Annotated in this window: 17 protein-coding genes; 16 read left to right on the forward strand and 1 reads right to left on the reverse strand. The window is 50.3% G+C overall.

Annotation, left to right across the window (positions count from 1 at the left end):
- Positions 1 to 53 precede the first annotated feature (53 nt).
- Positions 54 to 4433, forward strand: a complete 4380-nt coding sequence (locus tag ACQ76X_RS16965) for a bifunctional 2',3'-cyclic-nucleotide 2'-phosphodiesterase/3'-nucleotidase (RefSeq protein ID WP_438495126.1) — start codon at positions 54 to 56, stop codon at positions 4431 to 4433.
- A gap of 293 nt (positions 4434 to 4726) precedes the next feature.
- Here ACQ76X_RS16965 and ACQ76X_RS16970 read toward each other — a convergent pair whose 3' ends face one another.
- Entirely contained in the window at positions 4727 to 4909 is a 183-nt protein-coding gene (locus ACQ76X_RS16970; RefSeq protein ID WP_438495127.1) for a transcriptional regulator, read from the reverse strand.
- 190 nt (positions 4910 to 5099) lie between these two features.
- On the opposite strand from ACQ76X_RS16970, the gene ACQ76X_RS16975 reads away from it, so the two are divergent.
- The 15 genes from ACQ76X_RS16975 (at position 5100) to ACQ76X_RS17045 (ending at position 24468) form a co-directional block, all read left to right on the forward strand.
- The gene (locus ACQ76X_RS16975) at positions 5100 to 5942 is read left to right on the forward strand and encodes an SPFH domain-containing protein (protein WP_438495128.1); all 843 of its coding nucleotides are present in this window, start codon (positions 5100 to 5102) and stop codon (positions 5940 to 5942) included.
- A gap of 12 nt (positions 5943 to 5954) precedes the next feature.
- On the forward strand, positions 5955 to 6125 hold the full coding sequence (locus ACQ76X_RS16980; protein WP_038588362.1) for a toxin-antitoxin system HicB family antitoxin: 171 nt from the start codon (positions 5955 to 5957) through the stop codon (positions 6123 to 6125).
- A 521-nt stretch (positions 6126 to 6646) separates the two neighbouring features.
- The gene (gene thrS / locus ACQ76X_RS16985; RefSeq protein ID WP_076113052.1) at positions 6647 to 8584 is read left to right on the forward strand and encodes a threonine--tRNA ligase; all 1938 of its coding nucleotides are present in this window, start codon (positions 6647 to 6649) and stop codon (positions 8582 to 8584) included.
- A gap of 355 nt (positions 8585 to 8939) precedes the next feature.
- Positions 8940 to 9548 carry a 3D domain-containing protein gene (locus tag ACQ76X_RS16990; RefSeq protein ID WP_438495174.1) on the forward strand — a complete coding sequence of 203 codons (609 nt, stop codon included), beginning with the start codon at positions 8940 to 8942 and terminating at the stop codon, positions 9546 to 9548.
- A gap of 126 nt (positions 9549 to 9674) precedes the next feature.
- On the forward strand, positions 9675 to 9812 hold the full coding sequence (locus ACQ76X_RS16995; protein ID WP_438495129.1) for a hypothetical protein: 138 nt from the start codon (positions 9675 to 9677) through the stop codon (positions 9810 to 9812).
- A gap of 274 nt (positions 9813 to 10086) precedes the next feature.
- The gene (gene liaF / locus ACQ76X_RS17000; protein WP_438495130.1) at positions 10087 to 11175 is read left to right on the forward strand and encodes a cell wall-active antibiotics response protein LiaF; all 1089 of its coding nucleotides are present in this window, start codon (positions 10087 to 10089) and stop codon (positions 11173 to 11175) included.
- A gap of 2 nt (positions 11176 to 11177) precedes the next feature.
- On the forward strand, positions 11178 to 12215 hold the full coding sequence (locus tag ACQ76X_RS17005; protein ID WP_438495131.1) for a HAMP domain-containing sensor histidine kinase: 1038 nt from the start codon (positions 11178 to 11180) through the stop codon (positions 12213 to 12215).
- A gap of 3 nt (positions 12216 to 12218) precedes the next feature.
- The gene (locus ACQ76X_RS17010) at positions 12219 to 12872 is read left to right on the forward strand and encodes a response regulator (protein WP_076113054.1); all 654 of its coding nucleotides are present in this window, start codon (positions 12219 to 12221) and stop codon (positions 12870 to 12872) included.
- A gap of 335 nt (positions 12873 to 13207) precedes the next feature.
- A complete protein-coding gene (locus ACQ76X_RS17015) occupies positions 13208 to 14860 on the forward strand; it encodes a S1C family serine protease (protein ID WP_438495132.1) in 1653 nt (550 codons plus the stop codon).
- 122 nt (positions 14861 to 14982) lie between these two features.
- Positions 14983 to 15672: a response regulator transcription factor gene (locus ACQ76X_RS17020; RefSeq protein WP_438495133.1), complete on the forward strand. Its 690-nt coding sequence runs from the start codon at positions 14983 to 14985 to the stop codon at positions 15670 to 15672.
- A 2-nt stretch (positions 15673 to 15674) separates the two neighbouring features.
- Complete coding sequence (locus ACQ76X_RS17025; RefSeq protein WP_438495134.1) at positions 15675 to 17123, forward strand: sensor histidine kinase; 1449 nt, start codon at positions 15675 to 15677, stop codon at positions 17121 to 17123.
- A gap of 58 nt (positions 17124 to 17181) precedes the next feature.
- Positions 17182 to 18138: a 4-hydroxy-3-methylbut-2-enyl diphosphate reductase gene (locus tag ACQ76X_RS17030; RefSeq protein WP_438495135.1), complete on the forward strand. Its 957-nt coding sequence runs from the start codon at positions 17182 to 17184 to the stop codon at positions 18136 to 18138.
- 337 nt (positions 18139 to 18475) lie between these two features.
- Positions 18476 to 19522, forward strand: a complete 1047-nt coding sequence (gene aroF, locus ACQ76X_RS17035) for a 3-deoxy-7-phosphoheptulonate synthase (protein WP_438495136.1) — start codon at positions 18476 to 18478, stop codon at positions 19520 to 19522.
- 285 nt (positions 19523 to 19807) lie between these two features.
- Entirely contained in the window at positions 19808 to 21232 is a 1425-nt protein-coding gene (glnA, locus tag ACQ76X_RS17040; protein ID WP_038588392.1) for a type I glutamate--ammonia ligase, read from the forward strand.
- 500 nt (positions 21233 to 21732) lie between these two features.
- The gene (locus tag ACQ76X_RS17045) at positions 21733 to 24468 is read left to right on the forward strand and encodes a GH36-type glycosyl hydrolase domain-containing protein (RefSeq protein ID WP_438495137.1); all 2736 of its coding nucleotides are present in this window, start codon (positions 21733 to 21735) and stop codon (positions 24466 to 24468) included.
- Positions 24469 to 24521 lie beyond the last annotated feature (53 nt).

Here is a 24521-nt window from a genome sequence, read left to right on the forward strand (position 1 = left end):
GATACACTTTTTGCGGTCGGTATAAAGAGACAAAGTGGGAGGATTATTAACTTATGAAAGTAACAAGATGGAACAAGCCTATCGCTTCAATACTGGCGGCCACGGTTCTTGGTGCGCAAGTGTTGGGGGGGATGTTTGCAGGTTCAGTTTTGGGAGCGGAAAAGGTTGAAGCCGCAGGTGCTGCTGCAGACTCTTCGGCCACAGTTAAACTGCGGCTCATGAGCACAACAGACGTGCATACAAATGTCTATGGCTGGGACTACTTCAAGAATGATAAATCCTTGACGGTAGGTCTGGACCGCACGGCAACATTGGTCAAAACGGCCAGACAAGAGAATCCGAACAATCTTTTGCTCGACAATGGTGATTTGATTCAAGGCACTCCGCTTGGCACTTATATGGCAACCAAATCGGACATTATGACAAAGGCGGGCAAAATTCATCCGCTGATCGCAGCAATGAACGTGATGGGCTATGACGCAGCCACCTTCGGCAACCATGAATTCAACTACGGGTTGGAGTATCTGGATCGGGTAGTTAATGGAAGTAAGGAAGACAGCGAAGCTACGAATGCTGATTTTAAATATGTGAATGCAAACATTTATATTGACGACCATAATGCGGATCCTGCAGATGACGTCAATGCTTATAAGCCTTATATCATCATTCCTAAGACGGTTACTGATAGCAGCGGTCAGACGCAGACGATCAAGGTTGGACTCCTTGGACTGGTAACACCGCAAATTATGGAATGGGACAAAGTGAATCTGGAAGGCAAATATATCACCAAGGATATTGCCGAAACTGCAGAGAAGTTTGTTCCCCAAATGGAGCAAGCGGGCGCAGATGTAATCGTGGCGATGGCACATACCGGATTTGATGCATCTGCCGTGAAGGGAGATCTTTCCGAAAATGACGTCAATGCGCTGAGCAAAGTGCCGGGTATTGATGCCATTACCTTCTCCCACAGCCACAAGGTATTCCCGACCAACGGGAATGACGCCCTGCTGGATGCTTCTTTTAAAGATCCCGTGACCAAGCTGCCGTACAACAACGACAAAGCGGTCATCGACAATGCAAAGGGACACATCAATAATGTTCCTGCTGTACAAGCCGGCTACGGCGGTGCATACCTGGGCATCATCGATCTCTCGGTTGTCAAAGACGGAGAAAGCGGCTGGAAGGTGGATAAAGCCAACTCTGAATCCTCCACACGTTCGATCTACCGCACAGAAAACAAAGTGAACATCGCAAATGTTGCTCCGGATGCCGAAGTGGATGCGGCGGTTGCTGCCGACCATGAAGCTACAATCGCGTACACCGGCCAGAAGCTGGGCGAAACTACGGCACCGATGAACAGCTACTTCGCTATGGTACAGGATGATCCGACAGTGCAGATCGTAACCTATGCGCAAAAATGGTACGTGGAGAATTACATCGCCACTAGCGCACCTGAATACAAGGATCTGCCCATTCTCAGTGTCGGGGCGCCTTTCAAAGCGGGACGAAATGGCCCTGACGAATACACCAAAATTGATAAAGGCGATTTGACGATCCGCAGCGCCAGCGACCTCTATCTCTATGACAATACGCTGAAAGCGATTCTGGTCAAAGGCAGCACAGTCAAAGAATGGCTTGAAATGAGCGCCGGTGCCTTCAACCGCATCAAAACGGGCATTTCAACCCCGCAGTCTTTGCTTAATCCTTCTTTTGCCGTATATAATTTCGATGTAATTGACGGAATTAAATACCAAATTGATGTGACCAAGAACGCGAAGTACAAGCCGGACGGGTCTATCAATGACGCAACTTCCAGCCGGGTGACGGAAGTGACCTACAACGATCAGCCGCTGGATATGAATCAGGAATTCGTCGTTGTAACGAACAACTATCGTGCCAGCGGCGGCGGCAACTTCCCAGGTGTGAAGGACTCGGTCATGATCCTGAATTCCCAGGAAGAGAACCGCCAGGTGCTGATGGATTACATTACCACTGCCGGTACAATTGATCCAACTGCTGACAACAACTGGTCGATTGCTCCGATCAAGGGGAATGTCAACGTTACCTTTACCTCTTCTCCAGCTGCAGCTGCAGTGATGACCGGGAACATTACGGATACCGGTGAGCGTGACGGACGTGATTTTGAAATCTATAATTTGAAATTGAAGGAAACCACTCCTCCGCCTACCGGGGATGTCGAGGTTCACCTTCTCGGAATCAATGACTTCCACGGCCAATTGGATACAACATCTATGGTGGGCGATAAGAAGGCAGGTACTGCAGCTGTGCTCGCCACCTATTTGAAAGAGGCACGCGCGAAATATCCGAATTCCCTGCTGTTCCATAACGGTGACTCCGTGGGTGCATCTGCACCGGTATCCTCGCTTGAACGCGACGAGCCGACCCACGAATGGATGAACCTGATGAAATTTGATGTGGGAACCTTGGGCAATCATGAGTTCGATCAAGGTGTTGCGGCGCTGAAAACACAAATTTTCGGCGGTGTTGACCCGGTTAACAGCAAAGTTAATCATGCGGGTTCGGATTTTGATTACATCAATGCTAATGCAGTAGACAGCAAAACCGGAGAACCGATCATCACGCCTTACGTTATTAAGGAAGTTGGCGGTATCCAAATCGGCTTTATCGGCGTGGTTACCAAAGCGACGCCAAGCAAAGTATCCCCTGCCGGAACGGCTGGCGTGAAATTCCTGTCGGCTGAGGAAGAAGTTGCGGCGATTGAGAAATACGCCAAGGAATTGCAGCAAAAAGGCGTGGAAACGATCATTGTACTTGCCCATGATCCCGCTACAACTAAAAATGATGTGACCACAGGCGAAGCTGCCGATCTGGCCAACGCGCTTCCGGCCAACTCGCCGGTAGACGTTATCGTAGCCGGAGATAACCATGCGCTGGCCAATGGGGTTGTGAACGGCAAGCTGGTTGTTCAGGCTTACTCTTACGGCACCGCTTTTGAAGACATCAAGCTTGTTATTGATCCTATTACCCGTGATGTGAAGAGCAAAACGGCTGTAGTTACGACCACATTCCAGGAAAATATCACACCTGATGCCGAGACTGAGGCACTGGTGAATAAGTATCTGGCGCTTCATCCAGAGCTGACTCAGCCTGTAGGCACTACAGACGGAACGATTAACCGCAACGATGCCTACACCAAGGAATCCAATCTCGGCAACCTGATTGCCGATGCGATGCGCCAAGCCAATTTCGGTGACGGCAAAGGGACTGCTGATTTCGCCTTTATGAATCCGGGCGGCATCCGCGCTGACCTTCCAAAGGGAAATGTGGCATTTGGCGATTTGGCCAAAATCCAGCCGTTCGGCAACACGCTGGTGAAGCTGACCCTGACCGGCGAACAAATCAAAACGCTGCTTCAGCAGCAGTGGAACGTTAAAGCCGATGGAACGGTAGATACAAAAACACTGCAGATTTCCGGTCTGAAATATACGGCCAACATGTACCTGCCGGTTGCTGACCGTGTGGCCAACCTTACCAAGGCTGACGGAACCGCGATCAGCATGACTCAGAGCTATACGGCAGTAGTCAACAATTTCATGGCTGCAGGCGGTGACAATTACAGCGTATTGACGAAGGCAAGCGCAACTTTGCCGGGACCTATTGACCTCGACGTGTTCTATGACTACGTTGTGAAGACATTCAAGGGCGGTGCCATTACTGCGGCGCTTGAAGGACGTATCGTCAATAATCTTACGGCTCCTAGCACAGGGGGAGGCGGTACATTACCGACAGCAACACCAAAACCTTCTCCAACAACATCACCAAGCCCGTCGCCTAGCGCAACACCTGCGCCGGCGGGAACTTCAGCGCCTAACGCAACGCCGGTGCCGAGTGCAACAGCGGTTCCTGTATTTAAGGATCTGGGCAAGGTAGCCTGGGCACAGGAAGCGATCAGTGCTTTGGCCGCCAAAGGCATAGTCAAAGGCCTGGACGGTAATACTTTTGCTCCGGCGAAAACTGTAACCAGAGCAGAATTTGTAACCATGCTTGTTCGTTCACTGAACCTTAGCACGCCAGGAAATGCAACGTTCAAGGATGTCAAGCAAGGAACCTGGTATTCTGAGCCGATCTCCATTGCAGTGAATGCCGGTCTTGTAAAAGGCTCCGGAGATAACCGCTTTGAGCCGGGACGTGTAATTACCCGCCAGGAAATGGCGATTATGATTGCGAGTGCGCTTAAAGAGCAGCTGCCTTCCGTAGACAAGACTGCGGTTTTGGCAAAGTTCGCCGACAAATCCTCCATTGCCTCCTATGCCCAGGAAGCTGTTGCACAGCTGACAGAGCTTGGAATTCTGAATGGGATGGATGACGCCAAGTTTGCGCCGAAATCAAATGCGAACCGTGCTCAGGCAGCGGTGATCATCTACCGCATGCTGGAGAATAAAGCATCTTAATTTCAGCTTTTACCCGGATGTTCCGCCGGCTCTCTTAGAGGGCAGCGGAACATCTTTTTTTAAAATATAGAATTTATATGCTTCACGTTATAAATTATCCTTCTATTTCTCGCTGAAACGGATACCGTCCTTTTGAGGACGGCGAAGTCGTTTCCACTTGTGCCAAGAATGTTTATTTGCTTTGTAAAAAAGGCCCATGCGGTTATGCGCATGGGCCTTCCATTGTTTATTAAGAGGATTATCCGGCAGAAAGTTGATCTCTGCAACCTGTGACTGCTGCGGCTGCTCAGGGATTACTTCGCTGCAGCTTCCCACTTGCAGCGGATGGGGGAAACAATCGCATTTTCTTTCTTCAGCTCGGTGAAGGCTTTGTCAATGGCTTTGCGTTCCAGTCCCGACAGCTTTTCCACTTCTCCTGCGCTAAGCGGGTTCGGCGAAGCTTTGATAATATCCAATACCTCTTCTTTAACACTCATGTTTTCCACTTCCTCGTTTGATTTTTGTGTATCACATTAGCTTTGCTAGATTAGTAGTATAGGAAAACACGAGCAATAACGCAGTGATATTTTTGGGGGAATAAAAAAAGTAGGCGAGAAAGGGATTTACATATACAACCAAAAGTGATATCATAATAATATCAAATACATATCTTATGGAGGTGTCTTTATGAAAGAGAAAACACTGCGCCCGGTCAGCGGTTTCTGGGTTGTCGCTTTAATTGTCATTTGTTTAGGCGGAGGCATTTACGGTGCATCTCAGGAGTATGTGGCAGTACCGCTCATCTTGTTCGCTCTAGCTGCTGTACTGTGTACGAGTATTACAGTAGTTCAGCCTAACAAGTCAGTGGTAGTGACCTTCTTCGGACAATATGTCGGAACCATTTCAAGAAGCGGTTTATGGGCGGTTATTCCGTTCAGCATTCGCAAGACGGTATCGCTTCGTGTACGGAACTTCAACAGCGTCAAGCTGAAGGTCAATGATGTGGAAGGCAATCCGATCGAGATTGCCGCTGTCATTGTGTTTAAAGTGATCAATTCGGCCAAGGCTTTGTTTGATGTAGATAAATATATGGCTTTTGTGGAAATCCAGAGTGAGACGGCTCTGCGGCATGTAGCAAGCAAGTATCCCTATGACAATTTCAACGAATCAGGAATGTCATTGCGTGCCAATGCGGATGAAATTGCCAAGGAGCTGGCAACCGAATTGCAGGAGAGATTGTCCTTATCCGGTGTAGAGGTCATTGAAGCCCGGCTGACTCATCTGGCCTATTCTACGGAGATTGCCAGCACGATGCTCCAGCGCCAACAGGCATCCGCTATTCTGTCTGCCCGCCAGATTATAGTGGAAGGCGCAGTTGGAATGGTGGATTTGGCCATCCGCCAGCTTAAAGAGAGCGGAGTCGTTGAGCTTGATGAAGAGCGCAAAGCGGCGATGATCAACAATCTGATGGTAGCGATTGTGTCGGAGCGCGGAGCGAGTCCGGTCATTAACGCCGGCTCGTTGTACTAGAGGCGGTTCATCATGGCGGCCAAAAAAAGCTTTCCGCTGCGGATCGATCCTGAGCTCCATGAGGCACTGGAACGTTGGGCGGCAGAGGAATTCCGCAGCGTAAACGGACATATTGAGTACCTGCTGCGTGAGTCTTTGAAGCGTTCGGGCCGCTTGCCGGGAAGTAAACGCCGGGAAGAATAATACAGCTTACGGAATTTCGGGCAGGCTGCAGGCTTGACGGAAGGTGAGGACAGATTTATAATTACTCCATAATTCACGTTATCAGCTCCGACAAAGACATGGACCGTTAGCTCAGGACCGCTTCAGAGAGAGGAAACAAGGCTGCAAGTTCCTCCGGTATCCGGCTTCCGATTTACCCCTTTGTAGCTGCGGTTATGAACTCCCGAATGCTGCTTGTTGAAGACAGCCGCTGCGGGACAGTAAGAACCGCCGGTTCATGGCCGTTATTCCCATGCTGACGAAGGATGTAATCCCGTAAATGGCTGCTTTTAATTTATGGCCAGCTAGCCGGGAGGAATCGAATTTGGGTGGAACCACGGGTGCAATCACTCGTCCCTTTGCGGGACGGGTGTTTTTTGTGTGCGTGGATCATTCCGCTCCGAAGCAAATGCTAACAAAACTTAAGCGTATGCTTCCGAAGTAGTTTTGTACGAAGAAAACTCAAGAAGCAAATGCTAACAAAACTTTTAGGAGGAACAACAATGTCAGTAAGTATCAAGCTACCGGACGGCTCGGTCCGGGAATACGCCGATGGCAGCAGCATCGATGATGTGGCCGCCTCCATTAGCAGCGGACTCCGCAAGAATGCCGCAGCGGGCAAAATGAACGGGATTGTCGTAGATTTGTCGACTCCACTGCAGGAAGACGCGCTGGTGGAAATTGTAACGCTGGATTCGCCGGAAGGCCTTGAAGTTATGCGCCACAGTACAGCCCACTTGATGGCCCAGGCGGTAAGACGTCTATTCGGCACAAAGGAAGTCAAGCTGGGAGTAGGTCCGGTAATTGAGGATGGCTTCTATTATGATATGGATCTGGAGCATCCGCTGAATCCCGAGGATCTGCTGAAGATCGAGAAGGAAATGGATCGCATCGTTTCCGAGAACCTGCCGATTGTACGCAAAGAGGTTAGCCGCAAGGAAGCGCTGGATCGCTTTGGCGAGCTGGGCGATCCTTACAAGCTGGAGCTGATCGAAGCGCTGCCTGAGGATAGCGTGATTACTATTTATGAACAGGGCGAATTCTTTGACCTGTGCCGCGGCCCGCATCTGCCGTCAACTGCCAAGATCAAAGTGTTCAAGCTGATGAATGTGGCCGGTGCCTACTGGCGCGGCGACAGCAAGAACAAAATGCTTCAGCGCGTGTACGGCACAGCCTGGCTTAAGAAAGCACAGCTGGACGAGCATCTGCACCTTCTCGAGGAAGCTAAGAAACGTGACCACCGCAAGCTGGGCAAGGAGCTGGAGATCTTTACATTCAACCAGCTGGTTGGACAAGGTTTGCCGATCTGGCTGCCGAAGGGCGCCAAGCTGCGCAGCATTCTGGAGCGTTATATTGTGGATCTGGAAGCAAGCCTTGGCTATCAGCATGTGTACACTCCGGTGCTGGGCAACGTAGAACTCTACAAAACTTCCGGCCACTGGGAGCATTATCAGGAAGATATGTTCCCTAAGATGACAATTGACAACGAAGAATTCGTGCTTCGTCCGATGAACTGCCCGCATCACATGATGATCTACAAGAGCTCGATGCACAGCTATCGTGATCTGCCGATCCGTATTGCCGAGCTTGGCATTCAGCACCGTTACGAAATGTCCGGCGCATTGACCGGTCTGCACCGTGTACGCTCCATGACCTTGAATGACTCCCATATTTTCTGCCGCCTGGACCAGATCAAGAGCGAGTTCACACGCGTGCTTGAGCTGATCAAGCAGGTGTACAGCGATTTCGGGATTTCCGATTACAGGTTCCGGTTGTCCTACCGTGATCCTAAGGATACCGAGAAATATTTCCCTAATGATGAAATGTGGGAAACTGCACAGCGGATGCTGCGCGAGGTTGTTGAAGAAGCGGGCCTGCCGTTCTTCGAAGCAGAGGGCGAAGCCGCCTTCTACGGTCCGAAGCTGGACGTTCAGATCAAAACAGTTCTGGGAAAGGAAGAAACATTGTCCACTGTGCAAATCGACTTCCTGCTGCCGGAGCGCTTTGAGCTTGAATATGTAGGCGATGATGGTCAGAAACATCGTCCGGTCGTGCTTCACCGCGGAATTCTCGGCACCATGGAGCGTTTCGTAGCATTCCTTCTGGAGAATTTTGCCGGCTCGCTGCCGCTGTGGCTTTCTCCGCAGCAGGTGAAGATTATTCCGGTATCCTCTGCTTTTGACGAATATGCCAAAGAAGTGGAAGCGAAGCTGTTGAAGAGCGGCATCCGTGCTGAAGTGGATCTGCGCAACGAGAAGATGGGCTATAAGATCCGTGAAGCCCAACTGGAAAAACTTCCTTATATGTTCGTCGTGGGAGAGAACGAGATGAACGCGGGATCCGTCTCTATCCGCAAGCGCGGGGAAGGCGATATCGGTGCCCAGCCGCTGCAGGAAGTTATTGATTCCCTTGCCAAAGAGATCGCTGAGCGTGTAATTTAGTCACCTGATATGAACCTCTGTCATAGGCCCCATGAAGCCGGAACCTGGTGCTTCATGTATAAAATTTTGTGAAACGGGAAACCTTCGCTAATAGGGGGAGGTTTAACAAATGAACAAAATGGGCTTATGTCAGAGGTTTTGGTGTCTATTCGTTACCATCGTGCTTATGCTGGCTGCTGCGGATATCTATCCGGATTATGGACGCAAGTCGGTTGAGGCGAGCGGGACGGGAGACACTGCCAATCCGCTAAACGTCCGTACAACGGAGTCAGAGGCTTCTCAAAATACAAAGGATTCAGCTGTTTTTACAAGTGTTCGCAATACCAAGCCGTCAGAGGTGCTGGCTACCGGCCGCGTGATCCTGCATTCCCAGGAGACGATCTCCAGCGGAGCATCCTCACTCGGCGGCGCCTCAAGATCAACGCGCCCTGCCGCAACACAGGCGCCTCAGCCAGCGGAAGGAACGGGGAGCCGCAAGAAGACCAATGCTGCTTCCAAGCTGCCGGCCACCGTGCCTGTAGCCGCACCGGCGCCGGAGCAGATCATCACTTCGCTGAAGGTCATGGCAACCGGCTATACGGCCGGATTTGAGTCTACAGGCAAAACCTCGAAGCATCCGGAATACGGGATCACGTATTCAGGTGTCAAAGTACGCAGGGACAAAAATGCCGTCTCCACCATAGCAGCGGACCCGAAGATTCTGCCGCTGGGAAGTATCCTTTATATTCCGGGATATGGCTACGCTGTTGTCGCAGATACCGGATCGGCGATTAAAGGACGGAAGATCGACTTGTATTTTTCCACTACCAAGCAGGTGTATAAGGAGTGGGGCAAAAAGTCAGTTGTGGTTCAGCTCATCAAACGCGGTAATGGAAAGTGCACGGAGAGCATGCTGAAGAGTCTCAGCCGGGCGATCCAGACTTACAAGACCGTTCCTCAAGACTTGCTGGAGGAAATCGTTTAAAAGCAATTACGGACGTTAGCCAGCTTGAAGTTTTTTTCACTTGGGTATGCATAATACAGCCCTTCACTTCCCATAATACGGACTGGGGCAAAACACTTGCCTCTTCCGAAAAGGGAGGTGAATTCCGTGGCTAAAAAACCAAAGGTGCAAGAAAACTACAAAACACCGAATGAAAAATACAATGCTGAGTTTGCTGTTGAGAATGAAGGCGCAACAACGCAAAGCAACACGATCTCCAAACCGGTCCAAAAACCGCAGCAGTAATGCGGTGAAGGGCTCGGAATACATCTAAAAGCATTGAAACAGGCTGTCCTGATCACGCTCATATTGAGCTGAGGGGCAGCTTTTTTTGCGGCTTTAAACAGTAGCCATTGAAATAATCGATGAAATTTCTTACTATTAATACCAATGGACTCGGTCCAGAGACTGAGGCTTATTTACTTCTCGCGCCGCTGTTCCCCGCACCAGTATTCCTGTAGACTAAGGCTATAAGAAACGGATCACATGATTGCTATAACAACTAAAGGGGAAATGGATTATGAAAAGAAGGTTCACAAGCCAGGTACTTGGCGGTCTGATCCTGATTGGACTCGGCGCGGTGTTCCTGCTGAGGCAGATGGGTTACACCGATTTCAGCATAGGATCACTAATTTCTGACTACTGGCCGGTTATTCTCATTTATATGGGTGTGCAGCGTTTACTATCCACGGACGACCATCAATCTAAATTTTCATCAGCGCTTGGCGGATTTTTCTTTCTGGCGCTCGGGTTCTTTTTTCTGGGGCGCAACTTGGACTGGTTCGATGTTTCAGCAGGCGACTTCTTTAAATTGCTGATACCCGTCATGCTGATCGGCGGAGGACTGTTTGTGATCTTCAAGCCGCGCAATGCTACACCACCGGTACCTCCCGTACCGCCAGCACCGCCAGCGCCGCCAAGCTTCTACCCGCCGGGCCAGGGTTCACCGGATGCCCCGCCTCCAAAGCCGCTGGAATCGACGCTGGATGAGCAGTTTGAGCAGAAGTTCGGCAAACCTGCCGGAGAGCGTGACTGGAATGAATATTTAAATAAAGACACTAATGAAGAAGAGATTGACCCTAAGGATGGCCGTTTTCAATCGGCTGCGGAATCGCGCTGGCAGGAGAACCGGGAACGTCATGAACGCAGACGGCAGGAGCGCCAGGACCGGCATGCCCGCAGACACGGCGAGTGGCATGAGGAGTTTCATCAGACAGACGATCATAAGGAAACGACGAACCGTTCTGCTTTTATCGGAGATGTCCATATGGGACGTGAGCATTTTCAATTGAAGCATACCAACGTTTCGCAATTTATCGGTGACACGGTGCTGGACCTGACCAATGCGCAAATTCCTTACGGGGAGACGAAGATTAATATTTCCGCGTTTGTCGGCGACATCAAAGTGTATATTCCCGATGATATGAATCTTGGGGTATCTGTGACCAGCAGTTCCTTTATCGGTGACATGCAGGTGCTGGAACAGTCGCGCAGCGGGTTTATGAGCAATGTGCAGTGCAAGACACCTTATTACAAGGAAGCAGGCAAAAAGGTTCGTATTAACGTGAGTGCTTTCATCGGCGACATTAAAGTCAAAACGGTAGGTTAAGGATGGGGACGATCTTTAGCAATACCAAATGGATGCTGCTTGTTTACTTCCTGCTCAGCGGAGGTTTGGCTGCCGGACTTGTGTATGCCGGAACATGCTTGGGCTATATCGAAGTTGTGGATTACCGCATGTGGGTGTACCTGTGTGTTGGGATTGTATTGTTCACCGTGGTTATCGGCTATGTGGCGGGACAGCGGATTCAGCGCCGGATCGATCATCTGGATCTGAACATGCTGCAGGTGGCCAAAGGCAATTTGTCTGTACGGATGCCTGAAAGTGATGATCAGTCCTTTGCGCGGGTCTACCATGAATTCAACATTATGATGGACACCGTGGAGAACAAGATGCAATTGCTGCAGCGGCTTGGGGAACAGGAAGTGATTGAAAAAGAAAAGGCGGCGGAGAGCGCGGTACTGGAAGAGCGGAGGCGAATGGCCCGGGATCTGCATGATACGGTGAGCCAGCAGCTTTTTGCGATTCATATGTCCGCTTCTTCGCTGCCTAAAGTTCTGGAACGCAATGAAGAGCAGGGCCAGATAGTGATGAACCAGTTAATTACGATGTCCCAAATGGCGCAAAAGCAGATGAGAGCGCTGATTGCACAGCTGCGTCCGGTGGAACTGGAAGGCCATAATCTGTTTGAAGCGCTGGAGAAATGGTTTCCGGACTATTGCCGCCAGAATGGGCTTAAAGGTGTGAAGGAGCTTGAACTGCAGGGCGAATTGTCGGAAGCGATCGAGCATCAGCTGTTCCTGATTATTCAGGAGTCGATGGCCAATATCGTCAAACATGCAGGAGCAAGGGTGGTCAGCCTGTCGTTGCGCGAAGTGCCGAGGCAGGTCGTACTGAGCATCAGCGATGATGGTCAGGGCTTTGAGCATGTGCAGCACAAGCAGGGGTCCTACGGGCTCACCACGATGCGCGAGCGTGCGGAAAAGCTTGGCGGCCAAGTGGAAATTATCAGCCGCAAGGGAGCGGGAACGACGATCCGCGTACATATTCCAAAGTTTGTGCAGGGCTATCAGGAACAGGGGGAATAAAACATGAGTCTTATAAAAGTGCTGCTTGTGGATGATCATGATATGGTGCGGATGGGGCTCAAAACGTATCTGATGCTGGAACCCAGTTTCGAGGTTATCGGTGAAGCGGCGAATGGCCAGGAAGCGCTGGAAATGCTGAAAGCCGGCGGACAGGACGGTCTGCCCGATCTCGTGCTGATGGATCTGATGATGCCGGTGATGAATGGTGCCGAAACGACGAGGGCCGTCCTAGCCGAATTCCCCGGGCTTAAAATTGTCATCCTCACCAGCTTCCTGGAAGATGATCTGGTCGTAGACGCCATTGAAGCCGGAGCTGTCAGCTACGTGCTCAAAACTGTCTCGGCCGAGGAGTTGATCTACGCGCTGCAAGGAGCGTACCGCGGGATGCCGGTCATGACCGGCGATGTCTCACAGGCGCTGACCCGCGGTATCCGCCAGCGGACCGTACAGGGGGATTCCTCCGGCCTAACCGAGCGTGAGAAGGAAGTGCTGCTGCTTATTGCCGAAGGCAAAACCAACAAGGACATCGGCGAGGAGCTGCATATCAGCATCAAGACGGTGAAGACACATGTCAGCAATCTGCTGATGAAATGCGAACTGGACGACCGCACACAGCTGGCGATTTACGCCCACCGCAAGGGCTGGGCGCAGGGATAAAGGAAATGGATTCATTACAAATGGCTTTATAGGAATCTATCAGTAAATAGGACCTGACTATTTACTGGATGGCAGAGTGAAGCTTGATCATAATAAGATGTTGTTAAGGGCCGGCGCGGCAATGTGCGCGCGGGCCTTTTTGTTTTTTGTATCCCGAAGTAACAGATACAACAGCTTTGGTTGTTATTCCTCTGCTACGATGTCTGAACCCTATTATCTTTTATCTCCGCTTAAATTGTTTTTAATGTGACCTTAAGGTTTAAAGTACAAAATAAGAACAAGAGAACAACACAATACTCCTTGTCGAACAGGCAAGGCACGGGAGGAACGTAAACATGGACGATAACAAAAACAACTTCAATCGTGATAATGAACCTTCACCGGATCGGGAATGGGATAATACTAAGAACAATGACAGCAGCAATAATAACCAATCAACCGATTCAGGATCCTCATACTACTATTCCTATGGACCTTTTAAATCTTTGAACAAAGACGAGATGAATCCGGATGATGTACAGCATTACAACCGGATGGAGTCGGAGCGGGTAGAAGTCACTCCTCCGCAGCCGATCAAACCGGCCCCTTACAGCACTTCACTTCGCACTACCGGAAATGACGGCGGTGGACGGGGCGGCAATGGCGGCAACGGTGCGGATGGCGGCAACGGCTGGCAGTATAACCGCAAGCCCCAGAGACCGATAAAAACCGCCTTGATTTCTTTCCTCGCCGGGATGGTCGTGCTGTCAGGCTCGATGATCATGGCAGACCGCGGTAACTGGTTCACAGGTGGTGATCAGGCGGCAACAGCTACAGTGGCCAGCCCGGCAGCCAAGACGGCAGTCGGCAATGCCAATATTACTCCTTCGACGTCCACCACCGCACTTGTTACCGGATCAGGTGATGTGTCGAGTGTAGTAGATGGAGTTGGACCGGCAGTCGTCAAAATCGAGACATTGGTCAAAACGGGCTCCGGCAGAAGCTCAACCAATCCAAACACGAGCGATCCGTTCTCACAATTTTTCTTCGGCGATCAATTCGGAGGCAGTGGATCCTCCGGGACGGACCAGAATTCCCAGTCGGAACCAGAGTCGGATTCATCCCAGCTAACTCCTTACGGTATTGGAACAGGCTTCATTTATGATTCGAGCGGATATATACTGACGAACCAGCATGTTGTTGATAATGCAGATGTTATTCAAGTAACTGTTGATGGAACCACCAAACCTTATGAGGCGAAACTGCTCGGCGCCAGCAAAGATCTGGATTTGGCAGTGCTGAAGATCGAAGGGGCAGACTTCCCTACAGTGGCTCTTGGAGATTCTGACAGCATCAAGGTAGGCTCTGAAGTTGTCGCGATCGGCAACCCGCAAGGCTTCGATCATACAGTCACTGCTGGTGTGCTGAGTGCTAAGGACCGCAGCATTGATATTAACGAAGAAGACGGCAGCGGGACACGCAATTACAAAAACCTGCTTCAAACCGATGCATCGATCAACCCTGGTAACTCTGGCGGACCGCTGCTTAACATGAACGGCCAGGTCATCGGAATGAACGTCGCTGTAAGCACGCAGTCTCAAGGTATCGGGTTTGCCATTGCAGTCAACACCATTAAAGAGGTAGTAGACAAACTTGAAGCCAACCAGGAAATTCCGAAAGAACCTGTTCCATTTATCGGTGCCTCGCTCATGACCATTACAGATGAAGTGGCGAAACAAATGGGCACTGACATCAAAGAAGGATCTGTAGTTGCTGAGATTGTCTTTAAATCACCGGCTTATTCCGCCGACCTGCGTCCTTATGACATCATTACAGGTGTGAACGGAACGAAATATGCAACCAGTCAGGATCTGATTACTTATATTCAATCCTTGAAGGTTGGAGACAAGGTCACAATGAATGTGGTCCGTGACGGCAAAACGCTGGAGCTTCCGGTTACCATCGGCAACAAAAATGATTTTGACACCACCCAAACTCAGAAGCAGTAAATACACTGGACGGTAAAGTGAACAGCGGAAGGGGGAAACCTTCCGTTTTTGCTGCACAGGGCGCTGGGCCGCGCATTCATGCTACAATAGAGATAAACGATTTAGACAATGGGGGCTGCTTGATGCGACCGAATATTCTAATTATTGATGACGATGAAAAAATTATTTCCATGCTGCGCCGTGGTCTTGCCTTTGAGGGTTATGATGTTAAAACTGCGGCCAACGGGGCCGATGGACTGCGTGCTGTACTGAACAGCGATCCCGATGTAGTCATACTCGATGTGATGATGCCGCAGGTAGACGGCTTTGAGGTCTGCCGTCGTTTGCGGGAAGGCGGAAGCAGTGTGCCTGTACTGATGCTGACAGCCAAGGATGAAATCGAACACCGGGTCAAAGGGCTGGATCTCGGAGCAGATGATTATCTGGTGAAGCCTTTTGCGCTGGAGGAGCTGCTGGCCCGGGTGCGCGCACTGCTTCGCCGTAAGAGCGAGCAGGGAGGCGGCTCAGAGCAGGCAGTGTCGTATGAGGATATTACGCTGGATGTGGACTCGCGCGAAGTCACTCGCGCGGGCAAACGTCTGGAGCTGACGGCCAAGGAGTTTGAACTGCTGCATTTGTTCATGCAGAATCCGAAGCGCGTATTGTCCCGCGACCTGATTATGGATAAAATTTGGGGCTATGATTACAGCGGGGAGTCCAATGTGCTTGAGGTCTATATTGCCATGCTGCGCCAGAAGACGGAGGAGCACGGCGGCAAACGTTTGATCCAGACGATCCGGGGAGCCGGTTACATTCTAAGAGGTGACAATTAAACATGTCTATTAAATTGCGGCTGACAGCCTGGTATTCAGGAATTTTGGCCGTTATGCTGCTGGCCTTATCAGCCGCAATTTACGGTTTTGTCTATTTTAATACTTATGGTGATTTGAAGGACCGGCTTAAACTGCAGGCACAGCAGGTTCAACCCGACATGGGTTTGAACAATGACGGTACTTTGGGGCCAGTGCTTAGAGGACCTGCAGGACAAAGCTTGTTTGCACAAGTGTATATTTATGACCTGGAAAAGCTGATTCTCAGCACGAACATGACACAGATCAATTTGGAATTCAAATTTCCCGCGAAAGAAAACGTCCAGAAACAGCAAGGATTCTCTCAGTCCTATTATGGCGGGAATCCCTTTCTGATCTACCAGCAGGCAGTTGATGTTGCTACTAGCAGCGGCAATCATGCAGGTGTACTTCAGGTTGCAGTATATATTGGGGAACAAGTGACAATGCTGACCCGGCTCAAGAACATCCTGCTCGTCGGCTCCTTTGCCACGCTGATCGCAGCTTTCACCTTCGGCCTGTTCCTAGCCCGTAAATCCATGAGCCCGATCGGCATGGTCATTGAAGCTGCGAACGGAATTCAGACGGGAACCGATCTGAGCTCCCGGATTGAATATGACGGTCCGCCGGATGAAATCGGGCGGCTGATTGAAACGGTCAACAGCATGCTGGGGCGGATGGAGGATTTCTATAAGGACCTTGAGGATTCGTATGCAACCCAGCGCCGGTTTGTATCCGATGCCTCGCATGAGCTGCGGACTCCGCTTACCACGATTCGCGGGAACATCGACCTGCTGCAAAAAATATGGGAGATGGAGCCGGGCGAGAGCAGAATGAGCGAGGCGGAAATCCGCCAGCTCTCTATTGAGTCGGTGAAGGATATTGCCGATGAATCGCAGCGCATGAGCCGGCTGGTCGCAGATATGCTCTCGCTGGCACGCTCCGATACCGGGCGGACCTTTGATAAGGAGCCGGTAGCGCTCGAGCCGATGATGACTGAGGTCGCCCGCCGGGCGTCCTTCCTGCCGCGGCAGGCGGAATGGTCTGTAGGGGCTATGGGGCATCTGAACGGCAAATATATTGTCGGCAACAAGGATTATCTGCAGCAGATGTTATTCATTTTTATCGATAATGCCTTCAAATATACACCTTCCGGTGTAGTGACGCTGGACGCTGTCTTTTATCAGAGCCAGGTGGGGATCCGCATCACGGATACAGGAATCGGGATGGACAAGGATGAGGTGCCGCATATCTTTGACCGGTTCTACCGGGCCGATGAGTCGCGGGGAATTACGGAAGGAATTGGTCTCGGGCTGTCCATCGCCAAGTGGATTATTGATGAGCATGGCGGTTCAGTGGAGGTCGTTACCCGCCAGGGCGAGGGGACTACTTTTGTCATCTGGCTGCCCCTTCTCTTTGCTCCGCCGCTGGAATAGGGTATAATTAGGCAGGTCCTATTACAGCCGTCATTGACAGCAGAAAGCCGGTGAATTCATGGAAGTTATCAAAATATCTCCCCGGGGCTATTGCTACGGTGTCGTCGACGCCATGGTAATGGCACGGCAGGCCGCACAAAATCTTGATCTGCCCCGGCCGATTTATATACTGGGCATGATTGTTCATAATAGTCATGTTACCAATTCTTTTGAGGATGACGGAATTATTACTCTAGACGGGCATAACCGTCTGGATATTCTCGATAAAGTCGACAGTGGTACCGTTATCTTCACCGCACACGGCGTTTCGCCGGAGGTCCGCAAGATGGCCCGCGCCAAGGGGCTGACGACCGTAGATGCCACCTGCCCCGATGTGACCAAAACGCATGACCTCATCAAGGAGAAGGCAGAGGAAGGCTACGAGATTATTTATATTGGCAAGAAGGGCCATCCGGAGCCGGAAGGCGCTGTTGGCATTGCCCCGGAGCATGTCCACCTGATTGAGAAGGAAGAGGAGATTGCAGGGTTGTCTGTGCCTTCTTCCCGTATCGTTATTACGAACCAGACCACAATGAGCCAGTGGGATATTAAAAATATCATGAAAAAGCTGCTGGAGAAGTTCCCCGGCGCTGAGGTGCATAACGAGATCTGTATGGCTACCCAGGTACGGCAGGAAGCTGTAGCAGAGCAGGCCGGTCAATGTGATCTGGTCATCGTCGTTGGCGACCCTAGAAGCAACAACTCCAACCGTCTGGCACAGGTGTCAGAAGAGATCGCAGGCGTGTCTGCCCATCGTATTTCCGACGTGTCGGAACTGAATACAGAGTGGCTTAAGGGAGTGTCCAAGGTAGGGGTAACGTCCGGCGCTTCGACGCCTACACCGATTACGAAGGAAGTTATCAGTTACCTGGAGCAGTATGATCCGGCGCTTCCGGAGACATGGGAAATCAAACGTACGGTGAATATGGCGAAGCTGCTGCCTCCGGTGAAGAACAAGACTGCGAGCGCTACCTAAGATTTGTCCCGGCATTTGAACTTATAAATTAGGTAAATATGAAGCACACAGATTCCGGCTGCGGAACCTGTGTGCTATTTATTATTGGAAGGAAAGCCCTTTCATTATTCCATACTATACCAAGCGAAGTTCCAGTGTGCACCAGATACATAGCTTCATGAATACTAATAAATGGTAACTAGTGCAGTTGGGACTGTAATTGAAGGTTGACGAAAAGAACAAAATGCGGTAAAATTACTTTAGTGCTTAAAAGCGTACACGCGTCGTAGCGTGATAGTGTCGTGTTTTTTTATAAGGTAACATTTACTAAATAATTGCCTAAAAGGGGAGCTATATTATGATCGTTATTACATCCAATCAAACACCGCAGGAGCAGGTAAATGATATTATTTCTGTTATCGAAAAGGAAGGTTTGCAGGTTCATCTCTCCCGGGGGGCGGATCATACGGTTATCGGCCTGATCGGTGGTGTCACACCGAAGCTTGCCGAGCATTTGCGCCAGATGAAAGGCGTGGAGAACGTATTGAAAATCTCCAAATCCTATAAGTTGGCGAGCCGTGATTTCCATCCGGAGGATACAATTATCGATATCCGCGGCGTGAAGATCGGCGGAGAAAATCTTGTCATTATGGGTGGGCCTTGTGCCGTTGAATCCCCGGAGCAGATTGACGAAATCGCCCAGCTGGTGAAAGCTTCCGGTGGCCAAGTATTGCGTGGAGGTGCGTTCAAGCCGCGTACCGGACCTTACAGCTTCCAGGGTGTCGGTGTAGAAGGACTGACAATGATGGCGGAAGCCGGCAAGCGGCATGGTCTGCTGACCATTACCGAGGTAATGACACCGGAGTATGTGGATATTTGTGCGGAGCATGCTGATATACTGCAGGTGGGCACACGCAATATGCAGAATTTCGACCTCTTGCGCAAGCTGGGGACCTGCGGACGTCCGGTATTGCTTAAGCGCGGCTTCAGTGCTACTTACGATGAGCTCCTCAATGCGGCGGAATACATTCTGGCCGGCGGCAACCGTGATGTCATGCTCTGTGAGCGCGGAATCCGCACCTTTGAAACCTACACCCGCAACACGCTGGATTTGTCAGCAATTCCGGTGCTTCAGAACCTCAGCCATCTTCCGGTGATTTCTGACCCGAGCCATGGTACAGGACGGCGTGAACTGGTTGCACCGATGGCCAAAGCTTCTGTTGCTGCGGGAGCCAACGGGCTTATTATCGAAATGCATACCGATCCCGACAATTCCATGACAGGCGATGGGGTCCAGTCTCTGTTCCCTGAGCAGTTTGATAACCTGCTGAGAGATCTGGAGAAGCTTGCTCCGCTGGTGGGACGCAAGTTCTCGGAGTCTCTTGAGCCTGCCCCGATTCTTTAGTACAAGAAGCAGAAATCAGCCTTTAGGCCGTCCTCTTCTCCGCTTACGGGCGTAGGGAAGGGCGGTTTTTATGTATCGTATTGAATGAATGTGACATAGGAAATAGAGAAAGTTGCTTTTTTCACTAAAGCGTTAGAATATCTTACATTGTCTTCAGAAATACCTAACATAAGCATTGACGATGTTAGGTTTGAGATTTATAATGACGACAGCAAAAAAATTATAAACAAGAACATTTGATACTGTGAGCGGCCTAATGTTCGGAAATTGGGGAGGAATATATTCATGTCGGTTGAAAAAGTGTTGCAGACAATCAAGGAAAACAATATCGAGTGGGTGGATTTTCGTTTTGTAGATTTGGGTGGACGTGCTCACCATATCTCATTGCCAGCATCCGCAGTGGAAGCAGAAACATTTGAAAATGGTGTTGCGTTTGACGGCTCTTCCATCAAAGGATTCCGCGGTATTGAAGAATCTGACATGGTAATGATGCCTGATCCAAGCACTACATATATCGATCCTTTTACAGCTCATCCGACGCTGAACATCATGTGCGATATTTTCACTCCAGATGGTGAACGTTACGAGCGCGACCCCCGCGGTATCGCAGTGAAAGCAGAAGAATTCCTGCAAGCAAGCGGTGTGGGTACAGCAGCTTTCTTCGCACCAGAATCCGAGTTCTTTATCTTCGATGATGTGCGTTATGAGAGCGGAATGAACAGCTCTTCCTACTTTGTAGATTCCGAAGAAGCGGTATGGAATACCAACCGTAAAGACGAAGGCGGGAACCTGGGCTTCAAAGTTGGCGTTAAAGGCGGTTATGTTCCAGTAGCGCCGGTGGATTCCCAACAGGATATCCGCAGTGAAATGTGCCGTTTGCTGGCTGAAGCCGGACTTGAAATTGAACGTCATCACCATGAAGTGGCAACTGCAGGCCAAGCGGAAATCAACTTCCGTTTTGATACCTTGAAGAAAACAGCTGATAATCTGCTGACTTACAAATATATTGTGCAAAACACTGCACGCCAATACGGAAAAGTGGCAACATTCATGCCAAAACCGCTGTTTGGCGATAATGGTAGCGGTATGCACGTTCACCAATCTATCTTTAACGGCGACGCTCCTTTGTTCTACGAAAAAGGCGCTTATGCCAACCTGAGTGAGATGGCCTTGCACTATATCGGCGGTATCCTGTATCATGCTCCGGCACTGATCGCGCTGACTAACCCAAGCACTAACTCGTTCAAACGTCTGGTTCCTGGTTATGAAGCACCGGTTAACCTGGTTTACTCCAAAGGCAACCGTTCCGCTGCTGTTCGTATCCCGGTAGCTGCTGTGACACCTAAAGGCTGTCGCATCGAATTCCGTACACCGGATTCCACAGCCAACCCTTACCTGGCATTTTCAGCTATGCTGATGGCCGGTCTGGATGGAATCAAGAAGAAGATCAACCCGGAAGAAATGGGTTACGGTCCTCTGGACAAGAACATCTACGAACTGTCCGATGCAGACAAAGAAAAAATCCGCAGCGTTCCGGGCAGCCTGAGCGAAGCGCTTGATTCTCTGGAAGCTGATTACGAATTCCTTACTGAAGGCGGCGTATTCACTAAAGACTTCATCGATAACTATATCGCTCTGAAACGTTCTGAAGCTCAAGAAGTTGCGATTCGTGTTCATCCGCATGAATACTCCTTGTACTTCGATCTATAAGTTAGCTTAATTTTTGTTAAGAAGCCCCCGGGTATCCCGGGGGCTTTTTTGTGGTCTATATCTCTTTATCAATGTCTCAAAATTAAAAACAATTTACGAAAATTACGAAAAGTTTCGTTAATATAACATTATTTTACATAGTAGAGTACATTCGGCATAGATTTTATATGTAATGTGATTGATTTAAGGCGTTTTTTGATAAGGGAATTCAAGATTTTGAGGTCCGTTCGAGTGGATTTTATCGTAAATATGAATTATCGAAAATAGTTTCGGTCCAACTATTGTGGTTATTATTGATTAATAAAAAGTGACACCCTACATGTTAAACCTTATAACACTTGATATATCAGACTTTATTCTATGTTTTATTGTTAATCGAGTTTACAAACGGAAATTTCTTTACAACGATATCTAACGATGTGATAATAAAAACCGAAAGCGGTTTCTGTAAAATGGATAAAAAAGTAACAAAACAACAGGCTATGGAGAGGATGATTGCAGTGGAACAAACGTCTAAGTCAGGTTGGGAATTTACCGGAACAAATGGAGAGTTTAAACTTCAGCACCCCGAAAGAAGCAGTTTTTTGTATTTTCCTTTGGTGAATGAGGGAGGGATGATGTCTTCGGTCACTCCGAATCTTCATGGCCAAGCCACTTCAGGTCATAATACATTTCTTACTCCGCCGCTTTCGGTGGAGGATTTGCATAATTCGCGTGCTTCCCGCAATTTCTGGGTATATATTGAGGGCAAAGGTGCCTGGTCGGCAGCGGGGAATTCAGCCAGACAGCATGCACAGGCCTATGAGCCTGCCTCTGATGATTCGGAATTGGAAGCAGGGCTCCTATGGCATCGGGTAACGCGTGAGAGCCGTGAGCTTGGTATCAAGGCGCAAATCACTAGCATTGTACCCTGCGGCCAAGACAAGGTAGAATTGATGCAGGTAGTGCTTACGAATACCGGGGCTGCTGAGATCACCATAACTCCGACTGCGGCTATTCCACTGTATGCCCGTTCAGCGGATGATCTGCGCGATCACCGGCATGTGACCTCTCTGCTCAACCGGATTTATACTTCAGCACATGGTGTCGAGGTTCAGCCGGCGCTTTCCTTTGATGAGCGGGGCCATCGCGTGAACCATACCTCTTATGGCGTCTTCGGTGTAGAAGGAGAAGGAAGAACTCCTGTGGGCTTCTTCCCGGTGCAGGAGGAATTTATCGGTGAAGGTGGAAGTCTGGATTGGCCTGAGGCTGTTGTACGGAATTTGGCTCCTCAGACAGGCGAAGAAGGCGTACATAAAGAAGGTTATGAAGCTCTCGGCGGATTGCGTTTTTCCACCGCATCGCTGCTTCCCGGAGAGAGCCGTTCCTATGTGGTGATTCTGGCCATTGAAAGTGAAAGAATTGATATTCCGGGGTTAATGGCCAAATACGGATCCACCGCGGCTTTTGACGTTTTACTGGAAGAAAACAAGGCTTTCTGGGCGGACAAGGTGAATACAGTTGAGTTTCATACCGGAGATCATGCTGCTGACCAGTGGATGAAATGGGTAACGCTGCAGCCTGTGCTGCGCAGGTTGTACGGCAACTCTTTCCTTCCTTATCATGACTACGGAAGAGGCGGGCGAGGCTGGCGCGATCTATGGCAGGATTGCCTGGCGCTGCTTATTATGGAGCCGGCAGATGTGCGGAGTCTGCTGCTGAATAATTATGCAGGTGTGCGAATCGATGGCAGCAACGCGACCATTATCGGCCAGCAGCCGGGCGAATTTATTGCTGACCGCAACAATATTCCCCGGGTTTGGATGGATCATGGGGCCTGGCCGTTCCTGACCACTATGCTGTACCTGGACCAGAGCGGGGATCTGGATTTTCTGCTGCAGGAGCAAAGCTATTTCCGCGACTCCTTCATGAGCCGGTGCCGGGAACGCGACGCCTCCTGGGATGCTGCGGGGGGAAGCCATCTGCGGACCTCGACTGGAGAGACCTACAAAGGGACGATTCTGGAGCATATTCTGCTGCAGAATTTAGTTCCGTTCTTCAATGTGGGGGAGCATAACAATATTCTTCTGGAGGGCGCGGACTGGAATGACGGGCTGGATATGGCGGCCCAGCGGGGAGAAAGTGTGACCTTCACCGCCTTCTATGGCAGCAACCTGTACGATCTGTCCGTGCTGCTGCGCACTCTTCAGGAACGTACCGGGCTAGAGTCGCTGGAGCTGGCGGAAGAGATGACGCTGCTGCTGGATACACTGGGGAAATCGCTGAACTATGAGTCTGTAATAGCCAAGCGGGAACAGCTGAACCTTTACTACGCCGCTGCGCCTAACAAAGTAAGCGGAGTCAGGGTAACTCTGCCAATAGCGAAAGTGGCAGATGATCTGGCGAAAAAGGCAGAATGGATATTTAATCACTTGCGCCGGAAGGAGTGGGTGCAAAGTGATCATGGTGACGGCTGGTTCAACGGTTATTATAATAACGACGGAGACCGTGTCGAAGGCGAACATGCCGAAGGTGTACGCATGACGCTGACAGGCCAGGTATTCCCGCTGCTCGGCCATGCAGCAGCGCCAGAGCAGATTCCGCATATCGTCGCAGCGGTAGAACGCAACCTGCTGGATGACAATATCGGATACCGGCTGAATACCAATTTTGGCGGCATCCAGCAGAATCTGGGCCGTGCTTTTGGTTTTGCCTTTGGTCATAAAGAGAACGGGGCTATGTTCAGCCATATGACTGTGATGTACGGGAACGCGCTGTATAAACGCGGCTTTGTTCAGGAAGGACGCAAAGTGTTGGATTCACTGTACAAGCTCAGCGCGAATTTCGAGCTCAGCCGGATGTATCCCGGCATTCCCGAATATATCAATGAGCAGGGCAGAGGAATGTACACCTATTTAACCGGTTCAGCGAGCTGGCTGCTGCTGACGATGGTCACAGAGGTGTTTGGTGTAAAGGGCCGGCTCGGCGATTTGCTGCTTCAGCCCAAACTGGTGAAGGAACAGTTCGATGAGCAGGGGAAGGCAACGATTAAGACGATCTTTGCGGAACGCATGCTGGAGATCTCCTATACGTCCACAGGAAGCAGAGAATACGGGGAGTATGAAATACACTCTGCGTTGCTTAACGGCGCTGAGGTGACGCTTCAGCGCGTCTCAGAGGGTGCTGTGATACCGCGCAGCGTACTCCGTGCGCTGCCGGAAGGAGAGCTGCATCTCCTGCAGGTGGAGCTGGCCTAACTGCATAAAAGTATACGAAAAGGCGCCTGCTTAGCAGGAAATGCGAATGCAGG

The sequence above is a fragment of the Paenibacillus sp. IHBB 3054 genome (assembly GCF_051594305.1).
In the GTDB taxonomy this organism is placed as follows: domain Bacteria; phylum Bacillota; class Bacilli; order Paenibacillales; family Paenibacillaceae; genus Paenibacillus_AQ.